The organism is Staphylococcus sp. FSL W8-0271, assembly GCF_038006605.1.
Classification (GTDB): Bacteria; Bacillota; Bacilli; order Staphylococcales; family Staphylococcaceae; genus Staphylococcus; species Staphylococcus cohnii.
The window spans coordinates 1,148,193-1,165,713 of record NZ_JBBOVM010000001.1 but is presented as its reverse complement, the minus strand read 5'-3'; the positions used below and the strand labels follow the sequence as shown (position 1 = coordinate 1,165,713).

The following is a 17,521-nucleotide window of genomic DNA, read 5'->3' as shown; positions in this document are numbered from 1 at the left end:
TAGTTATTTGTAAAGAATGAACAAAGAATTTGTATCGTCTTCTTAAACAATTCTTCAATGAACCTATCTCCAGCATTTTAAATAAATAATATTGTTTATCTTAATACTAACTTAACATTAACTTTATATTCAAACTAGTAATTGTTTCTTTTCAACCAAATTAAGGCCAATTATTGCTAGTTAGCAACATGCATTCAAGCAAAATTAAAAAGAGCGAGATAGAAATCATTATAAAAATGATTTCATATCCTCGCTCTTAACTAAAATTATGCTTCTTCATTTGAAAAATACTTCGTTATAGTATTTGTTGTTCATTTATTTAATATTTTTGATTAATTCATCTGCGAATTCAGATGTAGATACTTCTTTTGCACCGTCCATTAAACGTGCAAAGTCATAAGTAACAACTTTTGAAGCTATTGTTTTTTCAATAGACTCAGTAATCTTATCAGCAGCTTCTTGCCAACCTAAGTGTTCAAGCATTAATGAAGCACTTAAAATTTCAGAAGATGGGTTTACTTTATTTAAACCGGCATATTTTGGAGCAGTACCGTGCGTTGCTTCAAATATCGCATGGCCAGTTTCATAGTTAATATTTGCTCCTGGTGCAATTCCAATTCCGCCAACTTGTGCTGCTAAGGCATCTGACACATAGTCACCATTAAGATTCATCGTAGCTACAACATCGTGATCTGCAGGACGCGTCAAGATTTGTTGTAAGAAAATGTCTGCAATAGAATCTTTAATAATAATTTTACCGTCTTTTTCAGCTTGTTCTTGAATTTCATTCGCTTTTTCTTTACCGTCTTTTTCAACAATTTCATCATATTGTTGCCAAGTAAATACTTTATCACCAAATTCATTATGTGCTAAATCATAACCCCATTGTTTGAAAGCACCTTCTGTAAATTTCATGATATTACCTTTATGAACTAAAGTTACAGATTTACGATTATTATCTAGAGCATATTGAATTGCTGCGCGCACTAAACGCTCTGTACCTTCTTTAGAAACTGGTTTTACACCAATTCCTGATGTTTCTGGGAATCTGATATTTTTAGCGCCCATTTCATCTTGTAAGAAGTCAATTAATTTTTTAACTTCTGGAGTACCTTCTTTAAATTCAATACCAGCATAGATATCTTCTGTGTTTTCGCGGAAAATAACCATATCAGTATCTTCTGGACGTTTAACTGGTGAAGGAACGCCTTGGAACCAACGTACTGGTCTTAAACAAGTAAACAAATCAAGTTCTTGACGTAGTGCAACGTTTAATGAACGAATACCACCACCGATTGGTGTAGTAAGTGGTCCTTTAATTGCGATTAAATATTCATTAATTGTATCTAAAGTTTCTTGCGGTAACCATTCGCCTGTTTCATCATAAGCTTTTTGACCAGCAAGTACTTCTTTCCATTCAATTTTCTTTTCACCATTATAAGCTTGTTCTACAGCTGCATCGATGACTCTGCTAGCAGCTGACCAAATATCTGGGCCGATACCGTCTCCAATAATATAAGGAATGATAGGATTATTTGGTACAGTTAACCCTTCTGCTGATTTTACTACTTTTTCTCCTGCCATGTAAAAATACCTCCGTCATTTGTATTATTTTTTAGAATGCTAATTCGTAATTATCTTTCTTCAATTGGTTCATATGTTCTATTGGTTTCACCAATATATTGCGCTCTTGGACGCATAATTCTATTGTCTCTGTACTGTTCAAGAATATGTGCAATCCAACCTGAAGTTCTGCTAACTGCAAAAATTGGTGTGAATAAATCATGTTCAATATTCATACTGTGATATACAGTTGCACTATAGAAGTCTACATTGGCGATAAGGCCTTTTTCTTCTTTCATTTTATCAGCTATTTTTACAGATATATCAAATAACTGACTTTGACCTGTTTCTGAAGTAATTTTTCTACTCATCTCTTTCAAGAATTTTGCTCTTGGATCACCATTTTTATATACACGGTGACCGAACCCCATTATTTTTTCTTTATTTTTAATTTTATTATCAATGTATTCGTCTACGTCATCAATAGACTTAACTTCTGATAGCATGCTCATCACACGTTCATTTGCCCCACCGTGTAATGGACCTTTTAAAGATCCGACAGCTGCTACAATACCTGAATACATGTCTGATAATGAAGACACTGCACATCTAGCAGTAAAGGTAGAAGCATTCAACTCGTGATCTGCATGTAGTACCAATGCCTTATTAAATGCTTCAACTTCAATATCTGTTGGTAATTCACCACGTAACATATATAAGAAGTTCCCGGCATAATTTAAATCACTATTAGGTTTGACAGGTTCTTTACCTTCTCTAACTCTAGCATACGCTGTAACAAGTGAGGCGATTTTAGCTTGGATACGCACTGCACGTTCCATTGTTTGATCTTCACTTTCATCCTCAGCATGTTCATCAAAATGTGCAACGTAAGACACTGATGTTCTTAACGCTGTCATTGGATGTACATTACTAGTAGCATATTCTTTAAAATGATTATACACTCTAGGATTTAATGTCATATACTTAAAGAGTTTTTCTTTAAATGTTTGTAGTTCTTCTTTATTAGGTAATCTGTAATGCCATAATAAAAAGACAACTTCTTCAAATTCAGCATTTTCGGCTAAATCATCAATTTCATAGCCAGCATATGTAAGTTGACTATCAATGATTGAGCTCACTTTTGTTTCTGCTGCAATTACCCCTTCTAAACCTTTTTGTAACTCTGCCATATATATTCCCCTTTTCTATTTCATAATGAAACGGCTTTCATAAACTATTATAGCCAATATTTACGTTTTTGTGAATATTTCCGTTTAAAGTCCTGATTAATCATTAAGAAACGATAATTTGTTTATATGCCCATAAACACGCCCTAATTAATGAACGTTGTTATATCATCATTCTAATATGTAATTACCCTTTCTTCAATTTATCAAAGTTTTTAATTGGTTATCATGATTAATAACAAATTATTAATATAATATTACACTGGTTTTTTTGAGATACAACTATAAAAAAGTATTGTTTTATTTTAGATTGCGTATCATAATAATAAATAACTTAATAAAGGAGTTAAAACTTATGGCAAAACAACAGCTACAAAGAGAACTCAGCAATAGACATATACAGTTAATTGCAATTGGAGGCGCAATCGGTACAGGACTTTTCTTAGGTGCTGGTCAAACCATAGCATTAACAGGCCCGTCTATTTTACTTACATATATCATTATAGGATTTATGTTATTTATGTTTATGCGTGGCTTAGGAGAAATACTTGTAACAAATACAAATTTTAAATCTTTTGCTGATGTGACAAATCAATATATAGGTTCATTTGCCGGGTTTGTTACCGGATGGACGTATTGGTTATGCTGGATTATTACAGGTATGGCTGAAGTCACAGCAGTTGCAAAATATGTCAGTTTCTGGTTTCCGCATATACCTAATTGGATAAGTGCTCTATTTTGTGTATTAATTTTAATGTCATTAAATTTACTGAGTGCTAAACTTTTCGGTGAACTAGAGTTCTGGTTCTCAATCATTAAAGTCGTTACAATCTTGGCACTTATCGTCGTTGGTGTGGTAATGATTATCATGGCATACGACACACAATTTGGACATACATCATTAACCAATTTATATCAACATGGTATTTTTCCTAAAGGAATTAGTGGATTTTTAATGTCATTCCAAATGGCACTCTTTTCTTTTGTAGGAATTGAATTAATCGGAGTAACGGCTGGTGAAACAAAAGATCCAACTAAAACCATTCCAAAAGCAATTAATAGTGTACCGATAAGAATCTTAATCTTTTATGTCGGTGCATTGACTGTAATAATGTCCATCATTCCTTGGAACAATATTAATCCTGAAGAAAGTCCTTTTGTTAGATTATTTGCTTTAATCGGTATTCCATTTGCAGCAGGAATCATTAACTTTGTAGTATTAACAGCTGCTGCTTCATCTTGTAATAGCGGTATATTTTCAAACAGTCGTATGTTATTTGGACTTTCAAATCAACAGCAAGCACCGCCTATTTTTGAAAAAACAAACAAAAATGGAGTACCTCATATAGCTATCTTAGTATCATGTGCGTTATTATTAATTTCAGCATTATTAAATTACATTATTCCAAATGCAACTTTAGTATTTACATATATTACAACCGTTTCCACAGTGTTGTTTTTAGTCGTTTGGGCACTAATCATAGTTGCTTATATTAATTATCATCGCCAAAATCCAGAAATGCACAAAAATGCTACCTATAAATTATTTGGTGGTAAATATATAGGATATATCATTTTAGCGTTCTTCTTTTTAGTCTTTTGCTTACTTTTTGTAAATGTAGAGACAAGAAGAGCAGTTTATTTAACACCTATTTGGTTTATCATCCTGAGTCTTATGTATCTAAGATATAAAAAAATCGCAAGTTCAGATGTAAAATAACTGCATCATTAATCTTGCATTAGCACTTTACTATTTCAATTAGTTAATAAAAACATCCCAAGACATAAAATAGTCTTGGGCTTTGCTTTATGGGAAGAGGATGATAGACAATCAATATGTGTTGTCTAGAACTAAAATGTTTACGTATTTTAATTTTCGTTGTATATATCATATCAAGGTAGTTAAAATATACATTCAATTTCGAGTTATTTATGCGTTTTGCACTTTCTCCATATGCGCAATCTTTTTATGTAAGAAAGATAAGAAACAGGATTTTAAGTGACAATTATAAAGGAATAGCTATAGTTTCAGAAAAAAATATATTAAGATTAGCTATGAAGAAATCTATCGTCACAGATTTCTTCATAGCTATTTTTTTATAGTTATAGAGAGAAGTAAATTGCACTGGCTATTGGTTTTAATCCGTTAAAAAAATTGTGTATACGCATATAGAATAATTTTCAACATCACTTAGGGATGATATGCGTAGCATCACGATGATGTTTGAATTCATCAAATACATTTTCAAAGATTGTTTCAACGATCTCATTCACATGTCGTGATGTATCATTTGTGGTAATAAAAATTGAAATTTCTATTGGTAGTGTAAGTTGAGCCATGTTGTAATCTTTATACATAAGGCACTTCGTTAATTTAGTTTGAGGGCATTTATTAAATTATATGAAAGTCCTTATTTTTTAAATAACAAAATATAAATTTTACCGATTTTGCATCGTGCTGACGGCCGCGAAATGATATGAGTGAGAGACTACAGGCGCGAGCCATATCCCCAGGCAAGCATGCACTGTCAAAATCGTAATATTTTAAATATAAAGAGGACCAATCCTTAATAAGGATTGGTCCTCTTATTTTATTTATATTGTCATTTATGCTGTTTAATGCATGAATAATGACTAATGTGATTAAAGTACGTTCGCATATCCTTCGAATACTTTACCTTGATTTGCATCTACAGTAATCAAGATGTCATTTTGTATCTCTTTAGTCGCATTTTCAACACCAACAATTGTTGGAATACCTTTTTCTAGACCTATAATTGCACTTGGTGACGTAATACCACTTTCTTCAGCAATTAAGCCACTTGCTTGTTCAATATAAGGAACGAGCGTTTCATCTACAGAAGTTGTTACAATAACTGTTTCACTTAAATCTTTGCCTTCAAGTTCACTCGCATCATTAACTACTAAAGTATTTCCAACTACTGAGTTTCTACCGATACCTTGACCTTTAGCTAACTCATCACCAACTAAATGTAACTTCATCATATTCGTAGTTCCTTTTTCACCAGTAGGTACGCCTGCTGTAATAATGATTAAATCACCATTTTGAACTTTTTCAGTTTCAACCGCTGTAGCAACTGCTGTGTTCAGCATAGCATCTGTTGTTTTACGTCCTTCTTTAACAACAGGATGGATACCCCAAACTAATGCACATTGACGTGCAGTTTCAGCATGAGGTGTAACTGCAATAATATCTGATTTAGGACGATATTTAGAAATTGTTCTAGCTGTTGACCCACTCTCAGTTGCTGCGACTATTGCTTTTACATTTAAATTTAATGCAGTATGCGCTACTGAAACACCAATTGCATTAACTAATGAAGTTTGCACTAATTTAGTACGATCTGATAATAATCGTTTATAATCTTGTGCAGCTTCAGCTGAAATTGCAATATTACGCATTGTTTTAACTGCTTCTTCTGGGTATAATCCAGCAGCAGTTTCGCCTGAAAGCATAACTGCGTCTGTACCGTCATAAATCGCATTCGCAACGTCACTTGCTTCAGCACGTGTTGCACGAGGATTACGTTGCATTGAATCTAACATTTGCGTCGCTGTGATAACAGGTTTACCTAATTTGTTACATTGTCTGATTAAGTCTTTTTGCACCATTGGTACTGATTCAGGTGGTATTTCAACACCCATATCACCACGCGCAACCATTAAACCGTCTGAAACTTCAAGTATTTCCTTAATGTTATCAATACCTTCTTGATTTTCAATTTTAGGAATAATGCTAATGTTTGTATTGTTACCATCTTCAAGTAATCTACGAATATCTAATACATCACTTGGACGACGAACAAAACTTGCAGCGATAAAGTCAATATTTTCACTTATACCGAATTTAATATCTTCAGCATCTTTATCAGTAATGCCAGGTAAACTTACTTTAACACCCGGTAAGTTAACACCTTTTTTATTTTTTAACTCTCCAGTATTTAAAACATCACAAACAACTTCACCTTTAGCTTTGTCTATTTGTTTTACTTGTAATTCAATAAGACCATCATCTAATAAAATATATGAACCTTCTTGAACATCATTTATTAGATTATCGTAAGTTACTGAGAATTTTTCTGGTGTACCTTCAACTTCAGTCATACTTACGATGACTTCCGTACCTTTTTCAAGTTCAATAACACCATCTTTCATGTTGTGAGTACGGATTTCAGGACCTTTAGTATCTAATAGTATAGCGACTGTTTTGCCCAATCTATGAGATACTTCACGAATTCTATCAATTCTAGCTTTATGTTCTGCATGATCACCATGTGAGAAATTCAATCTTGCAACATTCATTCCAGCTTTAATTAATTTCTCTAGCATTTCTTCAGACTCTGATGCAGGTCCTATTGTACAAACAATTTTAGTTTTTCTCATTATTAATGCCTCCCAGTATTTTATATCGATAATTCATTTGCTAAAGCAAAAGTTTCAAAATCAAATTTGTGTTCGTTTGATCTGAATATTTCTTCAAACGATGTATCTGTTAATTCATTGTTGCGAATACCAACACCAATTGCTGTTTTTCCTTCTAGCAATAAGTCTACAGCATGTCCACCTAATCGTGAAGCAAGCACTCTATCTGCGCCACTTGGACTGCCACCACGTTGGATATGGCCAAGTACAGATACGCGCGCATCGACATTAATGTACTTTGTCAATTCTTTTGCGCAATCTTCTCCAGACATACAACCTTCTGCAACCATAACAATGGAATGTTTTTTTCCACGTCTTATCCCATTATCAATTTTCTCAGCAACGTCTTTAATATCCGTTTCTACTTCTGGGACAATAATTGTTTCTGCCCCAACTGAAAGTCCAGCCCATAGAGCTAAGTCTCCACAATCACGACCCATAACTTCAATTATAAAAGTTCTTGCATGACTTGAGGCCGTATCACGAATTTTATCAACACAATCTATAATAGTATTTAAAGCTGTATCAAATCCTATTGTAAAATCGGAACCGTTGATATCATTGTCAATTGTACCTGGTACTCCTATCGTTTGAATTTCTTTACATTCTTCACTTATACGTTGAGCACCTCTATAGCTACCGTCTCCACCGATAACCACTAGTCCCTCAATCCCTCTTTTGCGTAAGTTATCTATTGCTTTTTTCCGAACTTCTGCTTCTTTAAATTCAGGACATCTTGCTGAATACAGAAAAGTTCCGCCACGTTGGATTGTATCACCAACAGAACCGAGCTCTAACTTCTCGATATCATCGTTTAATAATCCTTGATAGCCTTGGTAAACACCATAAACTTCAATATTATTATAAATCGCTTTTCTAACAACAGCTCTAATAGCCGCGTTCATGCCTGGTGAATCTCCACCGCTAGTCAACACTGCAATTTTTTTCATGACGACATACCTTTCTAACATGTATTTCTTATTCTAAAAATACCATAAAATCATAGAAGGTGCCATTAAAATAAGGCATAGTAACTCATGTAAACGTTTTTAATTATAGTAAAAAAACATTTTACAATACGAAAGCGTTTCCTTTTAATTTATCTAACATTGTCAAAACAACTATACTTTATCATACCTTTAACTTCACTTTATTAAACAGGTATCTCAATTTTCCATTTCTACATTGCTTTATTCAATAAAAATAAGAGCACTAATATGAAATCAAGTATTGAAACCTGACTCCAATATAATGCTCTTTGAAAAACTTAGTCAATAAATGACTCATAGCAAGAATGTGTAGTAAAAAATTGTTTTGTTGGTGTAAACATCAAGGCCTTTTTAGTTATTCATTAAATGATCCAATATTTCTAAATTTATCATAACGATTATCTATGATTTGTTGTTCATTAAGTGCATTTAATTCACTCAAATGATTTAAAAATGCTGTTTTAATACTTTGTGCTTGTGTTTCAATATCATGATGAGCACCGCCAAGTGGTTCTTTTAAAACCTCATCAGCAATTTTCAACTCATATAAATCTTCTGCCGTAATCTTCATTGTTTCAGCAGCTATTTGTGCCAAATTACTATCTTTCCATAGTAATGCAGATGCACCTTCTGGTGAAATAACAGAATAAGTGCTGTTTTCAAGCATTAACAAACGATTTGAAATACCAAGACCTAAAGCCCCACCGCTTCCACCTTCACCTATTACAATTGCAATGACTGGCACTTTAAGTGCTGCCATTTCAATGAGATTTTTAGCTATAGACTCACTTTGACCACGTTCTTCTGCTGCTTTTCCTGGATAAGCACCTTTTGTATCAATAAAAGTGAAAATAGGTCGGTTGAATTTTTCAGCCTGTTTCATTAAACGTAATGCTTTTCTATACCCCTCAGGATGCGCCATACCAAAATTACGATAAATATTATCTTTGGTATCTTTACCCCGCTGTTGTCCAACTACTGTTACTGCTTGGCCATTTAAATATCCAATACCACCAATCATAGCTGGATCATCTCGAAAATTACGATCACCATGTAATTCAATAAAGGAATCAAAAATATACGGTATATAATCTAATGATGTAGGTCTTTCTTGTAAGCGCGCTAATTGTACACGGTCCCAAGGCTTTAAATTAGTATATACTTTTTGAGTTTCACGTTCTAAGGACGCCTCAAGCATATCAATTTCTTCCTGTAAGTCCACATCATTTTTTTCTTGTGATTCTTTCAACGATTCAATTTTATTTTTTATTTCAAAAAGCGGCTTTTCAAAGTCAAGCATTCGTCTTCACCTCTTGGTGCATTTTTAGAATATTAGAAAGTGTTACTTTCATTTCTTTTCTATGTACAACCTTATCTAGTTGTCCATGTTCTAATAAAAATTCAGCAGTTTGGAAGTCGTCAGGTAACTTTTCATTAATCGTCTGTTCGATCACACGTCTGCCAGCAAAACCAATGAGTGCTTTGGGTTCACTTAAATTAATATCACCAACTGAAGCAAAACTTGCCGATACGCCACCTGTTGTTGGATTTGTAATATATGAAATGTATAGCAATCCATGATCCATATGTCTTTTTAATGTGACACTTGTTTTACCCATCTGCATTAATGATATGATACCTTCTTGCATTCTAGCACCACCACTAGCAGAAAATAGGATAAATGGTAAACGGTGCTCAGTACAATGTTCAATAATTCTGCAAATCTTTTCACCAACAACTGACCCCATGCTCCCCATTCTAAATCGAGCATCCATCACAGCTACACCAAATTCAATGCCTTCTAAATACGCTGTACCAGTAACAACAGCTTCATTTAAATCTGTTTTTTGTTGATCTTTTTGAATTTTTTCTTCATAACTTGGAAAATCCAATGGATTCGCAGAGGTCATTCCTTTGTCAAATTCTGTGAATGTACCTTCATCAGAAATGGCTTCAATTCTTTTATACGCTGTTAAAGCAATGTGATGATCACAATTGAAACATACGTTTAAATTTTCAGCTAATTCTTTGGTATACATAATCTTTTTACATTTCGGGCATTTCGTCATAATTCCCGCTGGAACATCACTTTGTTTTGAATCAGAAACAGTCACATATTTTTTCTTTTTACTACTTCTATTGAAAAAATCTTTAAACATTTTAAACCTCCACTTAACCATTACTGTCTTTCCAATATTATAAACTCAATATTTTGAGATCAGTATTCATGAATATTATTTATCTAAGTCTGTTAATTTCATTGTTTTATTATAAATTTCTTCTGGATCCATATCTGTTCTTGCTACCCCTGTTTCCATTGCAGCTTTTGCAACTTCTCTAGCAACAGAAGGTGCAACACGTTTATCAAATGGACCTGGAATGCAGTAATCTGGATTTAATTCTTCCGGTTTAATTAAGTCTGCAATTGCTTCTACTGCAGCTTGTTTCATCTCTTCATTAATGTGTGTAGCTTCTACATCTAATGCACCTCTGAATATACCAGGAAATGCAAGTACGTTATTGATTTGATTTGGATAATCAGAACGACCCGTTCCAATTACTTTGGCGCCTGCTTCTTTTGCTACATCAGGGTTGATTTCAGGGTTAGGATTCGCCATTGCAAATATAATTGGATCTTTAGCCATTGACTCAACCATTTCTTTTGTTAATAAATCAGCTACAGAAACACCAATAAATACATCAGCATCTTTAATTACATCATTTAATGAACCTTCTACTCTATCTCTGTTTGTCCATTTAGCTACAAATGATTTTGTATCATTCATTCCGTGGGAACGGCCTTCATAAATTGCACCTTTTGAATCACACATAATCATATCTCTAACACCGTATGAATACAGTAATTGAACAATTGCCATACCTGCTGCGCCAGCTCCGTTAAGTACCACTTTTATATCTGATAATTCTTTATCTATAATGCGTAGCGCATTTATCATACCTGCGACTGTAACAATTGCTGTACCATGTTGATCATCATGAAAAACAGGTATTTTTGTTTCTTTTTTCAAACGCTCTTCTATTTCAAAACAACGTGGTGCAGAAATATCTTCAAGATTAATGCCACCATAGTTAGGTTCTAATAATTTCACTGTATTAACGATTTCATCTGTATCCGTAGTATTTAGTGCAATTGGTACACCATCTATGCCTGAAAAACTTTTAAACAAAACTGCTTTACCTTCCATTACTGGAATACTAGCTTCTGGACCTATGTCACCCAGTCCAAGTACAGCCGTACCATCTGTAACAACTGCGATTGTATTTGCTTTCATGGTATATTCAAATACTTTTCTAGGGTCTTCGTGTATTTCTTTACATGGCTCAGCTACACCAGGTGAATACGCTAAACTCAACTCTTCTTTATTGGTCACTTGTACTTTTGGTGTAACTTCTAATTTACCTTGATTTATTCTATGCATTTCTAGTGCGTCGTCTCTTAATGTCATGTAAACCTACCCCTTACATTCAATAATTTTAATCAGTCATATATATTTTTATTACAATCTAACATAAATTACAAATGTTATCGTTAGCATTAAATAGCAAGCACAAGTTGTATGTTAACTTTTGTAATAAAAACATATATTTCACATGAAGTATAGATGTCATCATTTAATATAAACTGATGGCAAGTTTCAACTTAACCATCAGTTTACTATATCATAGTTTATAGACTTGATAAAGTTAAATTATCCTTATATCCCACGGTGAAAACTTAGATATAAGCACTTCAATTTTCTCTTTTTCACGTGATATAAAACCTATTATTTTAAATTGATTTTGTTTTTCTTGAAAATATTTCACTGGGATATCGTCTGCAGTCTCTTGTGAATTTAACCACTGTTTTATTTCCGATAAACTTTCAATATTTCTAATGATTATTTGTTTCGCATTTGCTAATTTATTGTTCTCAAATGACGCAACATTTTCTATTTGATTAATAATAAGTTGCTTTTTATTATTTCTATTTTCAAATTTACCTTTCACGATAAGCGTATCTGTATTGTTTAAATATACCTCAAATTTTTTATATGCGTCTGGGAACACTACACCATCTAAATTGTTAAGACCGTCATTTAACGTAATAAATGCCATGTTTTGTCCATTTTTAGTACGAATACGTTTTAACTGGTCGATTTGAACAAAGATTGGTTGATTATCTCTGGCATTATTAAGTTTATAAATACCAAGATATTGTTTTTCTTCAAATGCTTTTTCTACAGGATGAGTAGATACATAAAACCCTAAATATTCTTTTTCATAATCACTTAACACTTGATCTGGTAGCTCTTCTTTTTCTTCATATGTTGTTTTAGGTGTCAACACATCAAAAATAAAACCATCTTGTTCAACATCGGAAACGTCATCTAATACTTGGTCAATAGACTGCAATAAAGTCGCTCGATTCTTACCAAATGTATCAAAAGCGCCGACTAATATTAATGCTTCAAGTAATTTCCTACTCTTTATTCTTTTAGGGATACGACGTGTAAAGTCAAAGAAATCTTTATATGCACCATTATTTTTTCTTTCATCGACGATGAGTTTAACACTTTGATAACCTATGCCTTTAATCGCACCTAAAGATAGATAAATACCTTTATTACTTGCTTTATAAAACCAATGACTTTCATTAATATTAGGTGCCAATATATTTAATTGCTGATGTTTCGCTTCATCAATCATTTGTGCCGTCTTTTTTTCGCTACCAATTGAATTGCTCAATATATTGGCATAAAAATAATTAGCATAGTGTACTTTTAAATAACTCATAATATAAGCTATTTTGGAATAGCTCACTGCATGTGCACGTGCAAAGCCATAGTCTGCAAATTTTAAAATCAAATCAAAAATCTGCTTGCTTAATCGTTCATCATATCCGTTACTTAAAGCACCTTCTACAAAATGTTGTCGCTCACTCTCTAATACTGCACGATTTTTTTTACTCATAGCACGTCTTAATATATCCGCTTCACCATAACTAAAATTAGCAAACTTACTCGCGATTTGCATAATTTGTTCTTGATAAATAATTACACCGTAAGTAGTTTTTAATATAGGTTCTAAATCTTTATGCAAATATTGTACTTTTTCAGGGAAGTGTCTTCTTGTAATATAGGTTGGAATTTCTTCCATAGGTCCTGGTCTATACAAAGAAGTTACTGCCACAATATCTTCAAATTGTTCTGGCTGTAACTTTTTCAATACATTTCGTATGCCATCAGATTCTAATTGGAATACACCTGTTGTGTCACCCTGCGAGAGTAACTGAAATACTTTTGGATCATTAAAAGGAATGGCTTCAATATCTATATCAATATTCATATCTCTTTTTACTTGTTTAACGATTTGATGAATAATAGATAAGTTTCGTAAACCTAGAAAATCAATTTTTAAAAGGCCAATACGTTCAGCTTCAGTCATGGTCCACTGTGTCAATAACCCCGTATCTCCTAAAGTTAATGGTGTATATTCATATAAAGGATGATCGTTTATAATGATCCCTGCTGCATGTGTTGACGTATGTCGTGGCAATCCTTCTAATTTTTTACAAATTTCAAACCAGCGTTCATGCCGATGATTTCTATGCACAAATTGTTTAAATTCAGTTTGCTCATATGCCTCATCTAATGTAATACCTAACTTATGAGGGATTAAAGATGAGATCTCATTTAATGTTATTTCATCAAAACCCATAATTCGACCTACATCTCTTGAAACTGCCCTCGCTAATAAATGACCAAACGTCACAATGCCAGCAACGTGGTTATCACCATATTTTTCTTGTACGTATTTAATCACTTTTTCTCTATGCGTATCTTCAAAATCGATATCAATATCTGGCATAGTAACACGTTCAGGATTTAAAAATCGCTCAAATAACAAGTTATATTTAATGGGATCAACCGTCGTAATATCTAATAGATAACTGACTAAGGAGCCAGCAGATGAACCACGACCCGGACCGACTAATACATCATGCGTTTTAGCATAATGGATTAAATCACTAACAATTAAAAAATAATCTTCAAAACCCATGCGTGTGATAATCTCATATTCATGATTAAGCCTGTTATCGTATTTTTGTAATGAAGCATTGGGTAAATTTAGTTGTTTTAAATTTTGTTGGAGAACTTGATAAAGGTAATCTTTAGACGGTTGGTTACTCGGTGTTTTGAATTTAGGTAATAACGATTGATGATATTGTAGTTCGGCATTACAAATGGACGCAACGTAATTTGTATTTTGCCAAATTTGCTCGCTTAAATTAAACGCATCCAAATCGGACTGACTATACATATGTGCATTATAATTATGAACTTCTTTAACCAAATCTAATTTCTCATTATTTTTGATAGCAGCTAAAGCCGTTAAAGTATCCGCATCATCTTCATTTAGATAATTTGTACTTTGCGCCCATACAACAGGAAAATCTAATCTTTGTTGGCTATTGTGATTTACAAATATATCATCTTTATCAGTGAAATTTTGTAATATACTTTGGTGTGCTTCCGTAACATTTTTAAATATGATAACCAAATGATCAATATATTTATTTAGCCACTCTATTGGCGTTTCAGTCTTCTCTTTCATTTTTATCGCAGAAGATAATTTAAATAAATCTTTTAGACCATGATTATTTTTAGCAAGTACTATAGTTTCAACTGATGACAAACCATCTGTAAGATAAATCGTCATTCCAAATATAGGATGGATATTTGCTGTAATACACGCGTCATAAAATTGAGGGTACCCATATAAAACGTTTGTATCTGTAATTGCTAACGATGTATAACCTTCTTTCGCTGCTTTCGCAATGACATCTTTAATTTTAATACTTGAATTCAATAAGTCATACGATGTATGAACGTTTAAATGCGCAACCATCAGCAAATACCTCCTTAATATTACAATTTATTATTTAATGCTTGTGCTAATGCTTCAAATTGGTGCCAATCTGCAACTGAAACACCAGATGCATTCGGATGACCTCCACCACCAAATGTGTTAGCAATATCATTAATGACGATACCTTTAGAACGAATACGACATCTAATCTCGGAACCTTCATCTACCGCAAACACCCATATTTTCAACCCTTGAATATCAGCAATCGCATTGACAAAAAGCGAAGCTTCATTCGCTACAATATCAAATTGTTCAAGTACATCTTTGGTGATTTTCACCTTACAGAAACCTTTTTCATTTAAATCAAAATTCTGTAAAACATAGCCTTGAAAAGGTAATAGTTTTGGATCTTTTTCCCCTAATTTATTCAATTCTTGCTGATGGTTAAATGAATATTTTAATAATTGGCTTGCGACTTCCATAGTATGTGGTGTTGTATTATTGAATAAAAACCGTCCAGTATCGCCTACAATACCTAAATATAATACTCTTGCTACAGAATCATCAATTAGTGATTGATCATTAAAATGACTTATAAAATCAAAAATAATCTCACTCGTTGATGATGCTTGGTCATTCACATAGTTAATATCTCCGTATTGGTCAACTGCTGGATGATGATCTATTTTAACAAGACGTTTGCCAGCATTGAATCTATGGTCACTGATTCTAGGAGAATTAGCAGTATCACATACGATAACCAATGCTTCGTTATATTGGTCATCACTAATATCATCAAAAGTACCGATAAAATCAAGTGACGGTTCTCCTTCTCCTACTGCATAAATATTCTTTTCTGGAAATTTAAGTTTCAAATAATTTTTCATTCCAAGTTGTGATCCATAAGCATCTGGGTCTGGTCTTACATGTCTATGTATAATTACTGTTTGAACCGCTTTTATTTCATCCATAATTTGGTTAAATTCTATCGTCATTTTTATCTTCCTTTTTTAAGTTATATATGCTTTTAATCTATCATTTGACAAATAATCATTGCTTTTGCAACATGTTTACCATCACTTGTCATCGTTACTTCTAATTTAGCAAAATTTCTTCCTACATCTAACATATCATAATGTACATTAATTTCAGATTCAATTTGCACAATCTTAATGTAAATGATATTTAAACTTTCAATCATTACTTCAAGTTTCTTTAACTTCCGCATTTCATAACGCACAGTTTCTTCAATAATAGCTACAAACACCGCTTTACTCAGTGTGCCAAACTGATTTGTAAGTAAAGGCGAAGTTTGTACTTGAATATCATCATTTGCAATTGTAATATGTTTAGCTACTTGATCATTAATAGTTTCGCCTACCTGGGGTTGACGACTTAATAATTGCATTGCTGTCAACACATCTTTTCTTGTAATTACACCAATTAATTTTTTGCTTGGTGAAATCACTGGTAATAATTCGATACCTTCCCAAATCATCATATGTGCACAATTTGCTACTGTAGTTGATAGTTGTACATTAAGCGGAGACTTAGTCATAAAATGTGCTAAAGTATCCTTGTCTTCCATTTTAATAATTTCTTTACTCGTAATGATACCAACTAAACGCCAATGTTCATCGATAACTGGAAATCTGGAGTGACCTGTGCGTTTTGCTTTTTCTTTATAATCGTGCAACGTCATATTGTCAAAAACTACAGTATCTTCATTCACAGATTTCACTATATCTTCGACGACTAATATTTCTTTCCGAATCATTTGATTATACATCGCTCTGTTAATAATATTTGCAACTAAATATGTATCATAATTAGATGATAGTATTGGTAAATCATGTTCATCAGCATATTTGATTATTTCATTGGACGTTCTAAAACCACCTGTAATCAATACTGCATTTCCTCTTTTCAAAGCGGCTAATTGTACGTCTTTTCGATTTCCTACAATCAACAATGTATGCGGACTTAAATACTTTACCACATCATCAATTTCCATTGCGCCAATAGCAAATTTTGTTAATGTCTTGATGAGGCCATTTCTTCCTCCTAATACTTGTCCATCAATTATTTTTACAATTTCTCCAAATGTAAGTTGTTCAATTTGTTCACGTGTTTTCTTTTCTATTCGGACAGTACCAACTCTATCGATTGTTGCTACTAAACCAATTCTACCGGCATCTTTGATCGCACGATAAGCTGTCCCTTCAGAGACATTTAAATCTTTCGCTATTTTTCTAACAGAAATTTTTTGCCCTACTGCTAAAGATTCGATATAAGATAAAATTTGCTCATGCTTTGTCATTGTAATAACCTCATTTTTGGACATTTTCTATGATATTATAACTTTTTATAACTAAAATTGCGATTTAATCACTTGAAAAATATATTTTAACTTTAATTATGACATATATTCACTAAGATATTAATATCTATAAAACTTTTTACTCTGTT

The 17,521-nt window shown here is 32.9% G+C and carries 11 protein-coding genes and 1 pseudogene; 1 reads left to right on the top strand and 11 read right to left on the bottom strand.

From position 1 onward, the window contains the following. Positions 1–315 precede the first annotated feature (315 nt). The gene (gene icd / locus NST87_RS05775; RefSeq protein WP_019468627.1) at positions 316–1,584 is read right to left on the bottom strand and encodes an NADP-dependent isocitrate dehydrogenase; all 1,269 of its coding nucleotides are present in this window, start codon (positions 1,582–1,584) and stop codon (positions 316–318) included. Between the two features lie 50 nt (positions 1,585–1,634). After that, a complete protein-coding gene (locus NST87_RS05770; protein WP_019468626.1) occupies positions 1,635–2,753 on the bottom strand; it encodes a citrate synthase in 1,119 nt (372 codons plus the stop codon). Positions 2,754–3,105: 352 nt separating this feature from the next. Between NST87_RS05770 and NST87_RS05765 the strand changes: the two genes are divergently transcribed. Then, positions 3,106–4,470: an amino acid permease gene (locus NST87_RS05765; RefSeq protein WP_019468625.1), complete on the top strand. Its 1,365-nt coding sequence runs from the start codon at positions 3,106–3,108 to the stop codon at positions 4,468–4,470. A 435-nt stretch (positions 4,471–4,905) separates the two neighbouring features. On the opposite strand, the pseudogene NST87_RS05760 reads toward NST87_RS05765, so the two are convergent. The 9 genes and pseudogenes from NST87_RS05760 to NST87_RS05720 form a co-directional block, all read right to left on the bottom strand. Continuing rightward, positions 4,906–5,108 (bottom strand): annotated as a pseudogene (locus NST87_RS05760) (IS5/IS1182 family transposase); the annotation flags it as partial. Positions 5,109–5,393: 285 nt separating this feature from the next. After that, positions 5,394–7,154, bottom strand: coding sequence for a pyruvate kinase (gene pyk, locus NST87_RS05755; protein WP_019468623.1), 1,761 nt, complete (start codon positions 7,152–7,154; stop codon positions 5,394–5,396). Between the two features lie 20 nt (positions 7,155–7,174). Next, entirely contained in the window at positions 7,175–8,143 is a 969-nt protein-coding gene (gene pfkA / locus NST87_RS05750) for a 6-phosphofructokinase (RefSeq protein WP_019468622.1), read from the bottom strand. A gap of 394 nt (positions 8,144–8,537) precedes the next feature. Then, complete coding sequence (locus NST87_RS05745; RefSeq protein WP_019468621.1) at positions 8,538–9,482, bottom strand: acetyl-CoA carboxylase carboxyltransferase subunit alpha; 945 nt, start codon at positions 9,480–9,482, stop codon at positions 8,538–8,540. Next, positions 9,475–10,341: an acetyl-CoA carboxylase, carboxyltransferase subunit beta gene (gene accD / locus NST87_RS05740; protein WP_019468620.1), complete on the bottom strand. Its 867-nt coding sequence runs from the start codon at positions 10,339–10,341 to the stop codon at positions 9,475–9,477. Before accD ends, NST87_RS05745 begins: the two co-directional genes overlap by 8 nt. 75 nt (positions 10,342–10,416) lie before the next feature. Next, positions 10,417–11,649, bottom strand: a complete 1,233-nt coding sequence (locus NST87_RS05735; protein WP_019468619.1) for an NAD(P)-dependent malic enzyme — start codon at positions 11,647–11,649, stop codon at positions 10,417–10,419. A gap of 238 nt (positions 11,650–11,887) precedes the next feature. After that, positions 11,888–15,091 (bottom strand): DNA polymerase III subunit alpha, encoded by a 3,204-nt coding sequence (locus tag NST87_RS05730; protein ID WP_064263257.1) that lies wholly within the window; start codon positions 15,089–15,091, stop codon positions 11,888–11,890. Between the two features lie 20 nt (positions 15,092–15,111). After that, positions 15,112–16,047 (bottom strand): DHH family phosphoesterase, encoded by a 936-nt coding sequence (locus NST87_RS05725; protein ID WP_019468617.1) that lies wholly within the window; start codon positions 16,045–16,047, stop codon positions 15,112–15,114. Positions 16,048–16,079: 32 nt separating this feature from the next. Then, positions 16,080–17,372, bottom strand: a complete 1,293-nt coding sequence (locus tag NST87_RS05720; RefSeq protein WP_040030005.1) for a DRTGG domain-containing protein — start codon at positions 17,370–17,372, stop codon at positions 16,080–16,082. Positions 17,373–17,521 lie beyond the last annotated feature (149 nt).